Here is a 17153-nt window from a genome sequence, read left to right on the forward strand (position 1 = left end):
TCTACCGATGCGAACTGTGCGACACGGCTTCCACAGACCCCGCGCTCCGCAGAGGATGCTGGAACTGTGACGGCGGGGTAGGCTGGCGATGACAGACGAGACATCTGCCGAGGACGACCACGACGAGCCAGAGCGCAATGCCCTCCGGATTCAGTGGGAAGCGGAGCGGGAATCGCTCAGTAACAACGCACAGCGAGCCTACACAGGGTGGGAGCTGATTCGAGAGCAGGAGGACCTGCTGGCGGTGCGCGAGACCAGCGAGTTGTATGCCTGCCACGACGGCGTCTGGCACGACGACGGCGAGCAGGTGCTCCGCGAAAAGGCGAGAGAGATGATGACCAGCGACTATTCAACCGCGCTCTTCAGGGAGCTGAAGGGCCAGGTTCACGCGACCAACGCCGTGACGGTGAGCGACCTCGGGGTCGCCGACGGGACTGTGGCTGTCGGGAACGGGCTGCTGGATCTCCGAGAGCGCACTCTCCGAGATCTCCGGCCTGACGACTACGCTCTCCACCGGCTGCCTGTCAAGTACGACCCCGAGGCCGGCTGTCCGTGCTGGCGGGCGTTCCTTGAACAGGTAGTCAGCAGTGAGTCGGGCCGCAACCAACTCCAAGAGTTCGTGGGCTACTGCCTCGCCGGGGGCGAACCCTGGCTCAAGAAGGCGCTGATGATCTTCGGCCCGACCGACGCTGGCAAGACCGTGTTCCTCGAAGTTGTCGAGCGACTGTTCGGCAACGGCGCGAACGCCGCGCAGACGCCGCAGTATCTCGCAAGCGAGCGGTGGGGTGTTCACCAGCTCGCGGACAAGCCCGTAAACATCCGGCACGACGTCGACGCGGAGCGTCTCCAGCGCCTCGGCGTCCTGAAGGAGATCATCGACGGCAACACAGTCACCGCCGAGCAGAAGGGAAGAGACCCCTACTCGTTCAAACCGGAGACGAGGCATCTGTTCGCTGCCAACCGGGCTCCGAAGCGACCCGTTGACGACGAGGCCTTCTGGAACCGATGGCTCACAATCGTGTTCCCCGAGAGCGTGCCTCCAGAAAAGCAGACACCGAAGACAGAGCTCCTGGACGGGCTGATGGAAGAGCTCCCGGGTGTCCTGAACTGGGCGCTGGACGGGCTCGACAGGCTACGCGAGAACGATGGGTTCACCGATGCGCCGAGCCCCGACGAGGTAAGGCGGCGGTGGGAGCAGTTCGGCAGTCCCGTCGAGCGGTTCAAGTATACCCGGCTGGTGAAAGACCCGGACGTGGTGGAGCCCAAGCGGCGAGTTCAGGAGGAGTTCACGATGTTCTGCCTCGATAACGGCTACGAAGACCTCTCCGATCAGGAACTAACAAGAGAACTAACGAAGGACCCCGCGATCGGACAGAGCCAGCGGCGCGTGGACGGCGACCGGCCGCGGGTCTACACCGGCGTTTGTCTCGCCGGCGACGAGCGCGGGGGCAGTGCCGACAGTGACGACGGCGACGGCGAGGAACCGGATTCTGAGTCGGGCGGCCTGTCCGGCTTTGTCTGAACGCCCGACTTAGCGGGCCCGCTCCTCTCGACTGGTAGCATCCGGGTCGTACTGGCTCACCATCTTCCGGAGGACCTGGTCGTAGGTCTCGCCGCCGCGCTTCTGGTTTCGAACCAGTTTTCGCGTCTCGCTGGACACCGCGATTCGGGCATCAGCCTTCCGCTCCGTTTCAGGCATGTTCAGCGCTGTTGAACGGTGTTCCGAAGATTCCCCAAGCGCTTCGCCGAGCCAGAGCCGCGGTGACGGGGGTTCTAAGCGCGGCCGCGCGAGCCCGTGTTCGGAACGATGTCGGCCTCTGCCTGCGGTTTCAGCCGCTGCGCTGGCGCGCACAGACGCGGCGGTGTCTTCACACGAGGAGCGCCGTCACGCGCGTCACAGGCTTTGTCTACAAGCCTTGCCTGTCTGTATGCTTGAAAAAGCACAAGAAGTGGCCTGCATCGCCGTGACAGCTGTGACGGCGACCCGCGGCCACGGTGGATCGGCCCCCGACTCGCTCCCTGCCCCGGGTCAAACGCGGGGCCCACCCCTGTGCTGGTGTCACGCCCCGTCGTATACGCCATCCCATACTTCGAGCGGCTTGCGAGCCGCCATCTCCGCGGGGTCGATTCCCGCGGCTTCGAGGCTCACGGGAGACACCTGGCCGTAGACGAACCTGTCGAACGCCTCGGGGTCCTCACCCGACCGGACCAACGTCTCGCAGTGGTCCAGCAGGGCGTCCGTCTTCTCCCGCAGGGAGCCGCCAACAACGGCGCTGTCCGCGCTGTGACCGCGCAGCCACTCGTCGAGCATGCCGTGGTCCAGGTGGGGGAACTCCAGTATTGCGGACCGGGCGAGCCGGCGCTTCTCCTCGGTAGTCAGCCGCGCCAACGTCTCCTCTTCCGAGAGTTCGCCGAGATCGCCAGAGTGGTCACTCACAGGCTCGCCCCTCGGAAGCCGCGACCTTCTTGACAACCCACTCGACGCAGCGCTCCCGGACGCCAATTACTCGTTCGGATACCGAGCGAGGGTCGTCACCTAGATCGTGGGGACTCTTCCAAATCGCTGCCCAGAGGCCGCTGTTGGGGTGGATGCTGAAGCAGGCCGGCACCCCCTTCGGGCCCAGGAACACTGCCGGCGCGTGTCCGTCCGCGTACCCATACACTCCTTCTGCGTCGGTCTCAACCCGCCACTTGTCGGGGAGGCGCGCCCGCAGCTCTTCTGCGTCGATTGTGCTAGACGCCTCAGTCATCAGCCCCGCCCTCCACAGCCTGGAGGGCTGCGTCCACGGCCTCCGGGTGGTCCTCGACGAGCTCCCGGAGATCGCGGAGCATCGCCACCTCGTCCTCGTCGCTGGCCTCGGCCGCGTCCTCGAAGATGTCGTCCTCGGCTTGGTCGAGGTCATGGGCGGCCTTCTGGCTCAGCGCGAGCCCACAGCCGGGGCAGAACCGTGGGTCGCCACGCAGGGTGGTCTGGCACTGCGGGCAGTCGTCGATGTCTGGCTTGTTGCGCTCAGTCTCCTCCTCGGCGAGCCCGTACTGTTCGAGAATCTGCTGGTTCATCTCCTCGTCCGTGACCTGCGAGTAGGTCTCGAACTGCCGGCTGTCCTTGACCCAGGTCGCGCGGTGCTTGATCTCCTGCTCGGAGAAGCCCTGGCGGATCCATTGGGTAATCGCCGTCTTCCGGAAGTTATGGGGGTTGACCTTGTCGCGCGGGACGCCTGCCTCCTCGGCGATCTGCTTGAGGATGCGCTGGAGGTGGTAGTAGGTGAGCGCGCCATCGTCCCCATCACCCTCGCTGGCCCAGCCTCCATTGGGCTTCGTGAGGCGGTGGAACAGCGGCGCATCCGGGTCATCGCTGCGGGGGTGGACGTCCAGCCAGTTGGCGACGTAGGGCTTGCTCCAGGTGAGCGGCCGCTTCCCGCTGGCACCCTTCCGGCCGACCGCCTCCTGGTTGAGCGTGACCGTGCCGGCCCGGCCGTTCAGGTCGACGTCCTGCACGCGGAGCGTCCCGACCGCGCTGATCCGGAGCCCGGTGTCCAGCAGCATCTCCAGCAGGGCCTTGTTGCGCGGGTGGTCGGCCGACTCACGGAGGCGGCCGATCTCGTCCTCGTCGAGGGTCTTGTCGGCGTCCACCTCACGGTCCGGGATGGCGCCGATCTCGATGTCCTCGGCCCACTCGCGGTCGTGGTAGCGGAAGAACTTCCGGAAGGCCTTGCGATAGTTCCGGAGCGTGCCCTCCGCCATGTCGTAGTTGTGCTTGTACTCGAACAGGAGCGCGTCGACGTCTTCCCTGTCCATGTCGACGAGCGGCGTGTCCGCGCGCTCTGCGCTGAGTCGGAGGTCCGAACAGTTGTTGACGTTGGTACTGGCCGCGAGCCCGCGCTGGGTGTCCTGGTAGCGGATCAGGTCCTTGATCGCCTTCCTGTCGCGGTCGTCGATGTCCGCCCCATCGAGCTTGTCGAGTTGGTACTGGAACTGGTCGTCGAAGTTGTGGATGTCGGTTACGTTTGCCATTCCTGACAAAAAATAAATACGATGGAAACGCGTTGCTTACGATCTCGGCAACTCGTGCACGAGAATGGCTCTACTGCGATTTCTCGGGGATCCAGTGGGTCGGGAGCGAATCCGACCCAAGGTTCACCGCAGAAATGTGCGTGACTTGGCCATCCAGCGGGGAGGGCTCATCCACGTCGATATCGTCCGTCAGCAGGAGCCCGTGGATCTCCACGCCTCGCTCGGAAAGGTAGCCGTGGCCGTCCTTCTGGGCGAACTCGATGTACTTCAGTAGCTCTTCCAGTCCGTGCGTGAACGTCTGCTGGCTCTCGCTGTACTTGATCTCGCCGAGCACGACCGCCGTTGGAAGCTCCCTGTCGCTGGTGTCGTAAACCTCGATGACGAGATCCGGACGCCCGTGGAACAGCGACGGTTCCGTGCTGTTCCCGAGGAACGCCTCGGTCAACCGCTGGTGTCGGCGTTGTGCGTGCCTGACCCGTTCAGCGTAGTCCGCCTCCACGCCGTCGAGTTCGGACAGCGGGACGTGGAACGAGAGGCTACCGCTCCTGTCGTGGTATATATCGACTGTTCGCTGGTCATCCTCCAATACGGCGAGCTGCTCGGCCCCAGGTTCGATTGGCTGGAGCCGGAGCGCCTCCGTGCGGAGCCCACGGAGCAGCCGAAACACGCAGAAGAGCTCGAACAGCCGCGGTATCCGTTCGGGCACCACGAGAGTGTCCGTCAACAGGTCGGAGATGTCCGGGTCGTCGTAGGCCCCGGATAGCAGGCGGCGGTAGCGGTCGTACAGTTTGAACGCTTTCGTATACAGCGTCTGTCGCGACCGTCGGGCGGTGTTGAGCATCCGGTGGGTGACCTGGATGTCAGCGCCGTCTCGGATGCGGTTCAGATGGACGTTCCTGGCGTACACCCGGTCGAGCATCGCGACGCGGTCGTCCGGCCACGCGTCCGTCCGCCAGTCGTAGTCGATCGCGGCGATGTCCTCGCTCACCGTCGAGTGGATCGTCCAGAGGAGCTTCTTCAGAACCAGGTTCTCGTCGATATTGTATTCGGTGTACGGCGTCTTGCAGGCGAACCGGGTCCGATCGCCGGACTGGTCGGCGTACCGCAGCCGCGTCGTCGCCGGCCAATCGATCCCGCCCCGGACCTCTCCGCGCGTGACCTCGCGTTCACGCTGGTTGGCGGTCTTGACGCGCCGGAGGCGGCCCTGAAGCTCCGTGACAAACTCGACGACCTCGTCGCTAAGGCAGAAGTGGATCCGCTTGAGCCGGTCGAGGTTCTCGATGTTCAGATCGGTGATGTCGAGGTGTCGAGTCAGTGCGCGCTGGTTGACCGTCCCGTTCCGGAGGTACGTGACCAACTCCTCCTGAACTCCGTCCACCAGCGCACTGCGGCCAAGCTTACTCATCGGAGCGTGGCGGGAGGTCGAAGAAGTCCTCGGCTTTCCGTTCCAGCCGGTCGCCGTCGAGCGTGAGGGCGACCGCGCCCGCCTCGGTCCGTACGTCGGTCGCACTCAGGGAGCTGATGAGGCTTCGTTGCTCCTGCGGTGCCATCCCTTCGAGTTGGGGGAACACCAGCGCGACGACTGCGTCGGTGAGGGCGGGGCCAGGGTCGTCGGTCACTTCAGGGCCCGCTGCAGCGAGGTACCCAAGGATGTCTCGTACGATGGAGGGGCCGATGGTCTGGTGTTGGTTCACCCTGTGCCAGACGACGGCGACCTGTTCGTACGTCGCCTCCAGAATGTCTCGGAGAGAGTCGTCGGCGTCGAGCCACGCCTCCGCGTAGTTGTCTTCGCCATCCGGGTCCAGCAGGGAGGTACGCACTCGACCGTCATCCTCGAGCGGTGGAACCCCGACGTGGATGAAGTTGAACCGGCGCATGAACGCGTACGAGAGCTCGTAGAGCGATGTCTTATCATAGGTGTTCATCGTGGCCAGGAGTCGCCAAGCGGGCGTAACCGGGAAGATATCCTCGTTCGTGACGACCGACTTCAGCCGCTCGCGTGCAACGCCCTCCTCGAGCGACGCGATTTCGACCGGTTCCTCCCGCTCGTAGGGGAGTTGGACCGAGTCCCCTGACAGAACAGAGAACAACTGGCCGAACGCCTTGTCTATGTCCGAGCGGTTGATCTCGTCGATGACCAGCCACTCGTTTCTGATCTCGCCGTCCCTGCGGAAGCAGTCCAGGAAGATCCGCGGTTGGAAGACCAGTTCGTCCCCCTCAGCGGTTCGGTTGGGAACGTAACCGCCGATTGTATCGAAGGTCGTCCACTCGGCTGTCGCCGTCGTGAACTGGTAGTCGTCCACGACATCGCCCTGTGACTCGGCGACCTGCTCGCAGACGTGTTTGGCCAGCTTCGTCTTCCCCGTTCCGGGGGGACCGGTGAAGATGATGTGCTTCCCGGAGTTGAGCGAAGCCTGGATCTGCCGCCGGAGTTCCGCCTCCTCTTCGTAATAGAGGCTATCGGGTAGGCTAACCGATACCGACAGGGGACTGAGTCGGTCCTGCAGGGCCTCGATCCGCTCCTCGATTGGAGCACCCGAGCAGATCGCCTCGAACGCGGTGGCGGACAGCGGGAATATCGCCCCCCTGCCATTCGTTCGCACGAGTGCCGTGTCCGCCAACTCCGGCATCGACGTCACGGTACCCCAGTCGACAGGGTCGACTGGCCCGTCATACTGAATCGTGATTCCATTGACCGGTTCGTCTCGGTACTCGGGTTGGTTCGAGTGAAGCCCCTCTACAACGGTCCCTTCGCCGACCACAGCGCTCATCGGCGACGATGCATAGAATAGGACCCGGTCGCCTGGGCCAGCCGCCTCGAAGGCCTCCTGTTGATTTCGGGTGCGGCCCGACTCATTGGTGGCGGTGTAGAACACCTCGTCGCCTTCGTCCATCGACTGGACGTCCCACTGCTCCGGTTTTGCGGTTACCCAGTAGTGGGCGGGTCCACCCGCCTCAGCGAGCCGGAGGAGTGTTTCATACGCTGCTCTGGAGAGCTCGGTCACGACATAAGGGTTGTTCGACTCGACCACGGGGTTTCCTTCGAGCTGCGGGAGCTGCTCGATATCATCCCACCCGACCCCTTCGAGCGAGTAGTCCCATTCAATCGTGATCCCTTGGGCTGGACTGTCGTACGATTCGACCTCCTCCTCGTGGAGGCCTTCTGTGACGTGTGCCTTCCCGACGATCGCTCGTCTTGGAGCGTTCCGGTAGATGAGAACCTGATCGCCAGGCTGGGCTCGCTCGTACGCCTCGATATTGCGCCGTTCCGTTCCATCGGCTTGTGTGGTCTTGTAGAACGCCTCTCCACCTTCCTGATACCACCCTGTGCTGGCGGAGTTGATCCAGAAGTATTGGGTCGAGCCTTCTTTTCCGTTCGTGGATCCTGTTGATTGCGCGTCCTCGGCTTGTAGATCGAGGATGAGCTTGTACAGTTTGCGTGCGGGTTCAGATGTCTCAGCCTTGATGCTCTGCTCATCGGCCTTATCTATGACGTTAAATAGTTGGTCGATTTCCAGCCGAATCGGCACCTCGACTCCGTGATCTGCCTCGTCGGTTGCATGCCCAACGACCTGTTCGTACGTGTTCATGAAGTCGTTGAACGCCGCGAGACCGTCGGCGTAGGATGTCGGCTTTTGATATCCAAAGAAGGAGAGCCCCTCCTTCGTCGCGGCGTTGATGATTGGATACTCGTCGATATGTAGTGACCCGAATAGTTCCCAGACTGTGGTTTGACCACCGAGACGACTTGTATCAGTCCAGGACTCGTCGAATTCGTCAGCGTCACGGATTTCCTTGATGAGCTCTGCGAGATCTTCAATCGACCCATCCCATTGTTTTAATCGCCCTGCTGCGTTCCCGCGTTGGACTGCTGAGTGCATGCGATCCCACATCGCTTTGAATCTCTCCTCGGATGGGTTCGCAATGAATTCGTCCGCACGAGAGGTGATGTCTCTTGTGCGGTCGTGATTCGCGAAATCGAATTCTTCGCCTGCCGATTGTGTACGAGCAACTGTTCGCCATTGCTCGAGTACTCTGTGCCGTCCTGGGAGAAGAGACGAGTCCCCATTTCGGTCTACGTTCGTAGCGAGTAGTGCTGTTCCTTCGGGGGGAACCTCAACTCCGTCGCGCTCGCTTAGCACTGTGAGTAGGTCAACGAAGCCAGACGGCGTGATGTTGAGTTCTTCAATCGTCAGGTGGGGTTGGGTGTAGTACACGCTCTCCTGCCCGCCCTGTCGAAACCGATCGGGTAGCGATCTCTTTTTGATCCCGGTGTCGCTGGACGTCGTCGCAAGATGATCGACCATCCTCCAGTAAGCGTGGCTCTGAGCGCTGGGTAGACCGTCCTCCTGATATATGAAATCACCCACACGAGCCACTGCCTGGATCGACGCGTCCCCATGAATAACAACAAAATCGCCGAGTTCCATGCTTGGAACCTCACCAATAACGAACTGGCGAATCTGCCGCCAGGGGGTGACTGATGAGCCTCCTCCATGTTGGTTTGCTATCCGCTGCTTTACTTCTTCCTCATCAGTAAAATCAACTTCGTCAGGATGTCCGATATCCCAACCAATGGTGATCTTTGGCCCCGGTTCGTCGTTCCACTCGTCCCAGAGGCTGCCGCTCTTACCGGCTCGAATGTTCCAAAAGGTAACGTCACGGAACGGGTCTGTCAGATAATCGTGCGCCTCCAAGTACTCCCTGATGTCACCAGAGGCATCCGACAGCACTGCAGCGAGTGAGTCCGGAACTACGGTTAAATAACCGCCCTGAGCGAGACTAAGCCGCTTCGTGTAGAACAGGTTTTTGTTATTCTCCCTGATATCTGATAGTTTATCTCTGTACTGCGGATCATCGAACAAATCGGCGCTCAGATCGAGGGGCGTATCGAAACGGGTGAATTCCCGAAGATGACGCAAATAGCCGCCCTGTTCCTGCTGTTGCGGTTCCCAGCGCTCCAAAATATAATCCGGGAACTCATGATCGGTAATCAGCTCGGAGTCAACGATGGAGGCTCCCGCTATTGTGTAGTCTTCTTGTAATAAATGAAGGACGATATCGCCCGCGTCTGCTTCTCTGAGTGGCCAGTAGAAGTCCTGGCCTCCCGCCGCCTCCTGTGGGGAAACAATGGCACTGCCGAGACTATACGCTGATGAACCTGGCTTCTTCCATTCCCCATGAATCGCCGTCTTTTCAACCCAAATATCGGGCTGTGAATTCTCGGAATCGGTCACAATACCGCCACTGATTCAGGCCACGTGTATATATATTGGTGAGAAAATGACAACAAGATCTCGGCAACTCATGCAGATCTCGTATCACGGACCAGGTCACGACTAACATCTGGGTTAGATTCACAATGCGGCGGTCTGAACTTCCAATCAACATGCGTGAAGAAGAGCCAATTAAGTGCGGGATATGTGGCAAAGGAATACTCGAAACAGCGGAACCCTCTGGACCAAAAGAGGGGACAGAAAAGATGGCTCAGCCAAAGCAGGCATGGGATATGAAAGGGTCTAACGATCTCAAAAGAGAGGCGGAAAAGGCTTGGGCATTGAAGATCGGGTTTTGTGACAACCACACGAAAAAACACGGCCTCAATAGTGGCGGAAATCTTAATCAGATCTTGCCCAAGGTCTCGCTCCAATGGGTTGCAAGGATACCCGAGCAGTAAATCTCTGAGTCACCACCCGACTCACCTAGCCTGCTCGCTGTCAAGATTTGAACTTCGGAAGGTCAGCCCCGCCCGGGACTATTCTCGCGCGAACGACTCCGTGAGCGCGGAACTTCCCCGGCGGTTCGAACCCAGAGGACGAGAGGATTCGAGTCCTCGCGGTTCGAATCCGCCCGGGACTGCTACAAGTTCTGTCGAAGTTTTCGGGCCACCTGGGCCGAGGTAATCCCACCTTACGGTCGCACGTTCCAGCGCTGCCGTCGGTCGCCGCGAGTAAGCGGTATATGAGTAAGTAACCGACCGGCGAACTCCTGCGACATGGATCAGGACATCGAGAGACGGAGAGTGCTCAGAGGGGCCGGACTCGCGGGACTGGCGGGTCTCGCGGGCTGTCTCGGCAACGGCAACGGCGGTGACGGGACGGACCAGCCGAACGGGACCGAGACGGAGGACGGCAACGGCGACGGGACGGCCACGGAGACGGACGACGGTGGCGGAACCGGCGAGACGCGTCTCTCCTGGCACGCCGGGGGCACGGGTGGGACGTACTTCCCGCTCTCGAACGAGTTCAAGCAGATCGTCGAGGCGAACACGGAGTTCACGCTCCAGGTACAGTCGACCGGCGCGTCGGTCGAGAACGTGGGGTCGCTGGCCAACGGCAGCGCCGACTTCGCGCTCATCCAGAACGACGTGGCGTACTTCGCGCGCAACGGCGAGAGTATCGACGCGTTCGTCGGGAACGCCGTCGAGACACTGCGTGGGGTCGCCACGCTCTACCCCGAGACCATCACGATCGTCACGCTCGCGGGGACGGGCATCAGTCAGCCGGCGGACCTCGAGGGTGCGACCATCAACACCGGCGACCTGGGCTCCGGGACGCAGGTCAACGCGACGCAGATCCTGGAGGTGCTCGGCATCGAGGAGTACGACGAGCAGAACGCGGGCTTCGCGACGGCGGCCGACCAGCTTCGGAACGGGGACATCGACGCGGCGTTCGTCGTCGGCGGCTGGCCGGTCGGTGCCATCGCCGACCTGGCGACCTCGAGCGACATCGAGATCGTCGAGATCACCGGCGACAACCTCCAGGCCGTGCTGGACGCAGCGCCGTTCTACGCCGAGGACACCATCCCCGGTGGCACCTACAACGGCGTCGGGGAGGACCGTGGCACGGTGTCCGTCCAGGCGATGATCGCGACCCGGTCCGACCTCGCGGCGTCGACCGTCGAGTCCGTGACCGCCGCCATCTTCGACAACACCGGCGAACTGAGCATCAAGTCGGAGTTCATCACCCGGGAAACCGCCCAGGACGGGATGTCCATCGAACTCCACGAGGGCGCAGCCGCGTACTTCGGCTGAGCCGATGGACCGGCGTCTGGCCGTCCCCCTGGCGGTGGTCGTCTGCGTCGTGCTGACCGTCTTCGTCGCTGGCCTCGTGGCCGGGCTCCCCTCCGAGCGCGTCCTCGTCGTCTCGGACGCGTCGACCGGTGAGCACCTCCTGACGGTCCCCGTCGAGGAGGGGGCACCGGTGACGCTCGCGTACACCCACAGCGTCGAGCGCACGCCGGTCGAGGACCGGTACGTCGTTCGGGGCAGCGCCCTCGACAACGTCGAGATGCGCTTCCAGTCGTACGGCTGGGGCCTCCCGGCCGACGCGAACGTGACGACCCGCGACGGCTGGTTCGTCTTCGACCCGGATCGCACCTACGAGAGAGTCGTCGTCAGCCCGGGTGAGATCGCCGGGCACGAGCTCCGCGTCGACGGGACCACCTACGATCTGGTCGCGCTGTCGTCGGGGCGCTCGGTGCGCCTCTCCGTCGAACGTCGAAGCGTCCTCCCCCGGCTCAGTTAACCATGCCTGACGAGCCCGACCCGACAACAGACACCACGACCGACGAACTGAGCGAGGTCGAGCGCGAGGAACTGCTGAAGGAACTGGAACGCCGACGGACGCTGACCGGCTGGGTCGCGGTCGTCGTCTCGCTCGTCGCCATCCTCTTCTCGTCCTACCAGATGTGGCTGGCCGCACGTGGCTTCGAGTTCGCCGTCTCGCTCCCGCTGTACGGCGAGTTCGAGTTGGCGACGCTCCAGCAGCTGCAGGTGAACGCGGTCCACGTCGTGTTCGCGCTCGTGCTCGCCTTCGCCATCTACCCGCCGTCGACGGGGCAGGGGTTCGTCTCGCGCCGGGTGGCCCGTGTTCAGCCGGCGGTGCGTGCGCGTGCTGGCGAGGAGTCCCCGGTCACTGCCGCCGTCGACGGATTCGCGAGCGCGGTGAGCTGGCTGCTCGGCGACCCGAGGAACGACCGCATCACGCCGCTCGACTACCTGCTGATGGGGCTGTCGTTGCTGACGGCGTACTACTACCTGACCGAGTTCCGCGAGATACTGCGGATGCGTGCGCTGGGACTCGACGCCGGACGGACCATCGGGGAGGTGTACACGTTCCTCTCGCCGCTGAACACCCTGCCGATTCTCGGGGAGTCGTCGCTGGCGTACCTGCTGGGGGTCGCGGCGGTCCTGCTCGTCCTGGAGGCGACCCGCCGGGCGCTCGGCTTCTACCTGATGGTCATCGTCGGCTCGTTCGTCGTCTACGCCAAGTACGCCTACCTCATCCCGCAGGACATCGCCTACCTGGGCGTGCTCTCGACGGCCGAGGCGCGGTGGTCGACCATCGTCAGGAACCTCTGGTACACCGACCAGGGTATCCTCGGCGTGCCCGTGCTCGTATCCGTGCAGTTCATCTACATCTTCATCCTGTTCGGGGCGTTCCTGGAGGCGTCGGGGGCCGGCAAGTGGTTCATCGACCTCGCGTACAGCCTCACGGGCCGGCGGAAGGGCGGCCCGGCGAAGGCATCAATCCTCGCGTCCGGGTTCATGGGGACCATCTCGGGGTCGTCCATCGCGAACACGGTGACGACCGGCGCGTTCACCATCCCGCTGATGAAGCGCTCGGGCTATCGCCCCGCCTTCGCCGGGGCGGTCGAGGCGTCCGCGTCCTCCGGTGGGCAGATCCTCCCGCCGGTGATGGGTGCGGCCGCCTTCCTCATCGTCGAGTACACGCTCACACCCTACGCGGACGTCATCGTGGCGGCGTCGGTCCCCGCCATCGTGTTCTTCTTCGGCGTCTGGGTGATGGTCCACCTGGAGGCCTCCCGCCAGGGGATCGGGGGCGTCGACGGCGTTGACCTCGTCGACGTGGTTCCGCACCTGAAGCACGGCTGGTTCTACCTCGTCCCGCTCGGGCTCCTGCTCTACTACCTCATCGTCGAACGGCTGTCGGTCGCGCGGTCGGCCTGGTTCACGGTGCTCGCCATCGCGGCCCTCACGGCGTTCGTCGCGGCCTACGGCCGGCGGAACCGGCTCCCGCTGGTCGGGGCCGTCGCACTGCTGGCGGCGGTCCGGGGTGCGGTCGCCTGGACCAACGGCGCGGCACCGGTGCCGGTCATCCTCGGGTCGGCCGGGTGGATTCTCCTCGGAGCCAGCCTGGCGGTGCTGCTCGCCCGCCCCCGACACGACGCGCCGCTGCTGGAGTACGACGACTCGGTCGAGGCGGTGGCGTCGGATATCGCGGACGCGCTCCGGCGACCGGGACTGGCGGGGAGCGGACCGTTCCGCTACGGGGCGTTCATCGTCCGGTCGATGGATGGCGGGGCGCGCACGGCAACCGCTGTCGTCGTCGCCGTCGCGGCCGCGGGCATCATCCCCGGCGTCATCGCGACGACCGGGCTCGGGCCGAACCTCACCGCGCTCATCCTCTCGCTCGCCGGCGGTTCGCTGGTCGTCCTCCTGCTCATCACGGCCGTCTCGTGTATCATCCTGGGGATGGGGATGCCGACGACGGTCACGTACATCATTCTCGTCTCGATGCTCGCGCCGGCCATCGAGGAGTTCGGCGTCCCCATCCTCGCGGCCCACCTGTTCATCCTCTACTTCGGCGTCATCGCCGACATCACGCCGCCGGTCGCCGTCGCCGCCTACGCGGCCTCCGGCGTCGCGAAGTCGGACCCGTTCGACACCGGCGTCGAGGCGTTCTCGCTGTCGCTGAACAAGGCCATCGTCCCGTTCGCGTTCGTCTTCTCGCCGGGCATCCTCCTGTTGCGCCCCACCGGGAACGGCCAGGAGATGCGGGTCATCAACGCGGGAGACGTGGCCGACCTCGGCTTCTTCCTCCCGGAGGTCGTCGTCCCGATCGTCGGCGTGTTCGTCGGCGTCGTCGCCCTCGCGGCGACGGTCATCGGCTACCTCTACACCGACGTGTCGCGGCTGGAGCGGGCGGCGTTCGCGGCTACCGCCCTGCTGTTGATGGCACCGACCCTGCTGATCGGCCCCCTCTCGGCACTCGTCGTGCCGGCTGCAGACTTCGGCATCGTGGCGCGGGCGGTCGGCGGCGTCGGCTTCGCCGCGCTGGTCTACCGGAACCGTCGCCGGGACGAACGCGGCGGTGGGACCGACGCCGTCTCGACGCCCGCGTGAGTCCCACCTGCGGCGGTCGGGTGAGTCGGGCCGACGATGCCGTCTTCCCAGTCGGGCCAAGAACGGACCCTTTTCATACGTCGGGGGCGTCCCTTCGAATCCAATGGGCTTTGGGAGCTACGACGAATCCGAACAGCAGGACCAGGACAACGACATCGATGAAGACGACGCGGTCACCGTGCACGAGCACGACCACGAGGGCGAGGTCTCGTTCGACCAGGGGGACATGTCGAACGAGGACCTCGTCGGGCAGCTCCAGCAGATGAAAGACGGCGACGACGAATAGCGCGACGTCGAACGCTCGCGGTCGCGGACTACTCGTCCCCGTAGAAGGCGTCGGGACCGTGGTCGTCCTGCCAGGCGAACGCGAACAGCCGACGGCTCGGCAGTCGCTCCAGCGAGCGGCCGTCGTCGCTCTCGCCGGTCGCACCGTCCCAGCGGGTGTCGTCGGCGACGAACGTGCCGGGTTCCACGGTGCGCTCGAACACGAAGCCGGGGTTCTCGAAGGCGTGGATACCGTCGGGCGTGGCGAAGACGACCGCGTCGCGGTCGCCGACGGTCGCGTGGGCGACGCTTCCGTTCTCCTCGACGCGCGGAAGCGGGAAGCCGAGGGCGTCGTCGCCGACGGTGAGCCCGAGGACGACGGTCTTCGGCTCGATGTCCGTGCGGTCCCAGTCGCGTTCGTCGTCGGTGCCGCGGTGCGCGGCCAGCCCGAAGCCGTCCATGTCGAAGTAGCGCTCGTACGGCGCGGCGTCGTAGTCGATGGGCGCGGGGTCGTCGTCGTCGCTGGCGGCCTCGCTCTCGCCGCCCGGCGGGGCGAGCACCTCGCCCTCCGGGTTCGCCTCGCGGAAGCGTTCGACGGTCGTCATCGCCGCCGGGAGGACGGTGAGCTCGGTGCCGGCGAGCGGGCCGTCGATGGCGACGCCGCGGCTCTGCTTCCACTCGCTGTCGGTCTCCCGGTCGTACATCACGAGGTCGTCGTCCGCCAGCTTGCCGGAGACGCCGAATGTGAGGGTCCGGGGTTCGTCGCCACCGTCCGCCGCCACCGTCCGCTCGTAGACCACGGCGCTCCCGCAGAGGGGGCACCAGGTGACGGCGACGGGCCGTCCGTCGGCGTCGGTGGCGTTGACGATCTCGTGGTAGTGGAGGTAGCGGACGGGATAAGCGCGGGCCGGCTCGCCGTCGACGACGACCACCTCGTCGTCGGGCTCGCCGTCGTACTCCGCGACGGGCTCGTAGGTCGGGTCGTCGACGCTGGGGATGGCGTCGCGCGGGAGGACGTTCCTGACGTTCACGTCCGTCGGTGCGTGCGACTGCGGCATAAGGAGTCGGGTGTGTGGTGAACTCGATGCACGCCAGCCGGCCGGGGAGCCTCGGCCGAGACCGACCTACGCCAGCTCGAACCGGATGCGCTCGCCGTCGGACCCACGCGTCTCCCGGCCGGTGACGGTGACGGTACCGATGTCCGCCGTCGACTCGACGTGGGTGCCGGCACAGGCGGTGCGGTCGTAGGGAACTGCTGCGGCGTCGGTCCGGTCGCAGGGGCCGGCGGGCCCGTCGCCGCCGATCTCCACGATGCGGAGCTCCGTGATCGAGTCGGGGAGGAGGTCGATGCGGGTGCGGTCGGTGTCGAGTTCGGCCTCGGCGGTCTCGCGGTCCATCTCGTACCAGCGAACCGGGAGCGCCTCGGCGACGAGTCCGTTCAGGCCGTCCTCGATGGTCGCGAGGTCGTCCTCGTCGAAGCGGTCGTAGGCACAGTCCAGTCGGGCGCGGTCCTCGTACACCTGGTTGCCCGTCGTCGGCGCGTCGAACTCGTCGAGCAGGAGCGCCGAGAGGAGGTGCTGGGCGGTGTGGTAGCGCATGTGGGCGTGGCGGCGGTCCCAGTCGAGCTCGCCGACGACGGCGGTGCCCGGCTCCGGCGGGTCGCCGTCGAGCGTGTGGTAGATGGTGTCCTTCTTCGCGACGTCGGTGACGGCCCACCCGGTGCCGTCGGCGGTGATGGTGCCCCGGTCGTCGGGCTGGCCGCCACCCGATGGGTAGAAGCAGGTGCGGTCGAGGACCACCCGGTCGCCGGCGACGCGCTCGACGGTCGCCTCGAAGCGACGGGTGGACGAATCTGTCAGGTAGAGCGCTTCTGTCACGTCCGGAGCGAGGCTCTCCGAACACTTAATCGGCACTGTCGTAACGCCTAAGAGTTGTAGCGCCGTTTGTACGGGTAACAATGACTACGGACCGTCTAATCTGGTGGGATTCTCTATGGGTGTCGAGATAAAGGAATCACGGGTCACCGACGAGGAGTACGAGGAGATGCAGGCGTTCGTGCACGACTACCTCCTCGCCAGCGTCGAGAACGAGGACGAGGGCGGCCGGATGCGCTGGTACCCGTGGCACTCCGCGGAGTACCGCTTCAACCACATCCTCAACGTCGTCGCCCTCGCGACGAAGATCGCGAAGCAGGAGGGCGCTGACGTCGACGTGACGCGGGTCGCCGCGCTCTTTCACGACATCGCGAAGCTCGACGCCGACCAGGACGTCCACGCCGAGGAGGGTGCCCGGGTCGCCCGGCAGTACCTCGAGACCCGCGGCGAGTTCCCGTCGTCGTTCGTCGACGAGGTGTGTCGCGCCATCGAGAACCACTCGTACCAGGGCGACCTCTCGGACCTCTCGCTGGAGACGCAGTGTCTCATCGAGGCCGACGTGCTCGACAAGGTCGGCGCGAACGGCACGGCGCTGATGCTGCTCCGGATGGGCTACGAGGCACGCACGCACATGGACGCCGCCGAGATGGTCGACCGGGTGCTCGAACGGGGGCACGACGCCGCCGACCGCATCGAGAGCGACACCGCCGAGAGCATCGCACACCAGCGGCTCAAGCGCGTGAAGTGGTTCCGCGAGTGGCTGGAGCTGGAGGTCGCCGAGATGGAACTCGGCGACGTCGACCCCGTCCTCTGAGACGGACAGACCCGCCGTACTCCCCCCGGGTCGCGCCGAC

General features: G+C 64.6%; 15 protein-coding genes. 7 read left to right on the top strand and 8 right to left on the bottom strand.

Going from position 1 to position 17153, the window contains the following annotated elements; translation table 11 throughout:
• Positions 1-88: 88 nt before the first annotated feature.
• Positions 89-1522, top strand: a complete 1434-nt coding sequence (locus NO345_RS10270) for a DNA primase family protein (protein WP_256298911.1) — start codon at positions 89-91, stop codon at positions 1520-1522.
• Between the two features lie 9 nt (positions 1523-1531).
• Here the strand turns inward: NO345_RS10270 and NO345_RS10275 are convergent, their stop codons facing one another.
• The 6 genes from NO345_RS10275 to NO345_RS19805 all read right to left on the bottom strand — a co-directional run bounded on the left by NO345_RS10275 (position 1532) and on the right by NO345_RS19805 (position 9251).
• Positions 1532-1699 (bottom strand): hypothetical protein, encoded by a 168-nt coding sequence (locus NO345_RS10275; protein ID WP_256298913.1) that lies wholly within the window; start codon positions 1697-1699, stop codon positions 1532-1534.
• A 360-nt stretch (positions 1700-2059) separates the two neighbouring features.
• The gene (locus NO345_RS10280; RefSeq protein ID WP_256298915.1) at positions 2060-2437 is read right to left on the bottom strand and encodes a hypothetical protein; all 378 of its coding nucleotides are present in this window, start codon (positions 2435-2437) and stop codon (positions 2060-2062) included.
• Positions 2430-2750 (bottom strand): hypothetical protein, encoded by a 321-nt coding sequence (locus tag NO345_RS10285; protein ID WP_256298917.1) that lies wholly within the window; start codon positions 2748-2750, stop codon positions 2430-2432. Before NO345_RS10285 ends, NO345_RS10280 begins: the two co-directional genes overlap by 8 nt.
• Positions 2743-4014, bottom strand: coding sequence for a site-specific integrase (locus NO345_RS10290; protein ID WP_256298919.1), 1272 nt, complete (start codon positions 4012-4014; stop codon positions 2743-2745). Before NO345_RS10290 ends, NO345_RS10285 begins: the two co-directional genes overlap by 8 nt.
• A 70-nt stretch (positions 4015-4084) precedes the next feature.
• Entirely contained in the window at positions 4085-5524 is a 1440-nt protein-coding gene (locus tag NO345_RS10295; protein WP_256298920.1) for a hypothetical protein, read from the bottom strand.
• Positions 5412-9251: an EVE domain-containing protein gene (locus tag NO345_RS19805; RefSeq protein WP_256298922.1), complete on the bottom strand. Its 3840-nt coding sequence runs from the start codon at positions 9249-9251 to the stop codon at positions 5412-5414. Before NO345_RS19805 ends, NO345_RS10295 begins: the two co-directional genes overlap by 113 nt.
• Before the next feature lie 152 nt (positions 9252-9403).
• Here NO345_RS19805 and NO345_RS10305 point away from each other — a divergent pair, with 152 nt between their 5' ends.
• The 5 genes from NO345_RS10305 (at position 9404) to NO345_RS10325 (ending at position 14447) form a co-directional block, all read left to right on the top strand.
• Positions 9404-9691 carry a hypothetical protein gene (locus tag NO345_RS10305; RefSeq protein WP_256298923.1) on the top strand — a complete coding sequence of 96 codons (288 nt, stop codon included), beginning with the start codon at positions 9404-9406 and terminating at the stop codon, positions 9689-9691.
• A gap of 318 nt (positions 9692-10009) precedes the next feature.
• Positions 10010-11047, top strand: coding sequence for a TAXI family TRAP transporter solute-binding subunit (locus tag NO345_RS10310; RefSeq protein ID WP_256298925.1), 1038 nt, complete (start codon positions 10010-10012; stop codon positions 11045-11047).
• 4 nt (positions 11048-11051) lie between these two features.
• Positions 11052-11540, top strand: coding sequence for a DUF1850 domain-containing protein (locus tag NO345_RS10315; protein WP_256298927.1), 489 nt, complete (start codon positions 11052-11054; stop codon positions 11538-11540).
• A 2-nt stretch (positions 11541-11542) separates the two neighbouring features.
• Positions 11543-14161, top strand: coding sequence for a TRAP transporter permease (locus tag NO345_RS10320; RefSeq protein WP_256298929.1), 2619 nt, complete (start codon positions 11543-11545; stop codon positions 14159-14161).
• 103 nt (positions 14162-14264) lie between these two features.
• Positions 14265-14447, top strand: coding sequence for a DUF5786 family protein (locus NO345_RS10325; RefSeq protein ID WP_256298930.1), 183 nt, complete (start codon positions 14265-14267; stop codon positions 14445-14447).
• A gap of 28 nt (positions 14448-14475) precedes the next feature.
• Here the strand turns inward: NO345_RS10325 and NO345_RS10330 are convergent, their stop codons facing one another.
• Together NO345_RS10330 and NO345_RS10335 are read right to left on the bottom strand one after the other, a co-directional pair.
• Complete coding sequence (locus tag NO345_RS10330) at positions 14476-15456, bottom strand: DUF3179 domain-containing protein (RefSeq protein WP_256298932.1); 981 nt, start codon at positions 15454-15456, stop codon at positions 14476-14478.
• A gap of 93 nt (positions 15457-15549) precedes the next feature.
• Positions 15550-16302: an alanyl-tRNA editing protein gene (locus tag NO345_RS10335; protein ID WP_256298934.1), complete on the bottom strand. Its 753-nt coding sequence runs from the start codon at positions 16300-16302 to the stop codon at positions 15550-15552.
• A gap of 115 nt (positions 16303-16417) precedes the next feature.
• Between NO345_RS10335 and NO345_RS10340 the strand changes: the two genes are divergently transcribed.
• Positions 16418-17113 carry an HD domain-containing protein gene (locus tag NO345_RS10340; RefSeq protein ID WP_256298936.1) on the top strand — a complete coding sequence of 232 codons (696 nt, stop codon included), beginning with the start codon at positions 16418-16420 and terminating at the stop codon, positions 17111-17113.
• The last annotated feature ends 40 nt before the right edge of the window (positions 17114-17153 follow it).

Source organism: Haloarchaeobius salinus, from assembly GCF_024464185.1.
Taxonomy (GTDB): domain Archaea; phylum Halobacteriota; class Halobacteria; order Halobacteriales; family Natrialbaceae; genus Haloarchaeobius; species Haloarchaeobius salinus.

Coding starts and splice junctions, on each gene's coding strand:
- NO345_RS10270 (WP_256298911.1), top strand. CDS start 89: ATGACAGACGAGACATCTGCCGAGGACGACCACGACGAGCCAGAGCGC.
- NO345_RS10275 (WP_256298913.1), bottom strand. CDS start 1,699: ATGCCTGAAACGGAGCGGAAGGCTGATGCCCGAATCGCGGTGTCCAGC.
- NO345_RS10285 (WP_256298917.1), bottom strand. CDS start 2,750: ATGACTGAGGCGTCTAGCACAATCGACGCAGAAGAGCTGCGGGCGCGC.
- NO345_RS10290 (WP_256298919.1), bottom strand. CDS start 4,014: ATGGCAAACGTAACCGACATCCACAACTTCGACGACCAGTTCCAGTAC.
- NO345_RS10305 (WP_256298923.1), top strand. CDS start 9,404: ATGCGTGAAGAAGAGCCAATTAAGTGCGGGATATGTGGCAAAGGAATA.
- NO345_RS10310 (WP_256298925.1), top strand. CDS start 10,010: ATGGATCAGGACATCGAGAGACGGAGAGTGCTCAGAGGGGCCGGACTC.
- NO345_RS10315 (WP_256298927.1), top strand. CDS start 11,052: ATGGACCGGCGTCTGGCCGTCCCCCTGGCGGTGGTCGTCTGCGTCGTG.
- NO345_RS10320 (WP_256298929.1), top strand. CDS start 11,543: ATGCCTGACGAGCCCGACCCGACAACAGACACCACGACCGACGAACTG.
- NO345_RS10325 (WP_256298930.1), top strand. CDS start 14,265: ATGGGCTTTGGGAGCTACGACGAATCCGAACAGCAGGACCAGGACAAC.
- NO345_RS10340 (WP_256298936.1), top strand. CDS start 16,418: ATGGGTGTCGAGATAAAGGAATCACGGGTCACCGACGAGGAGTACGAG.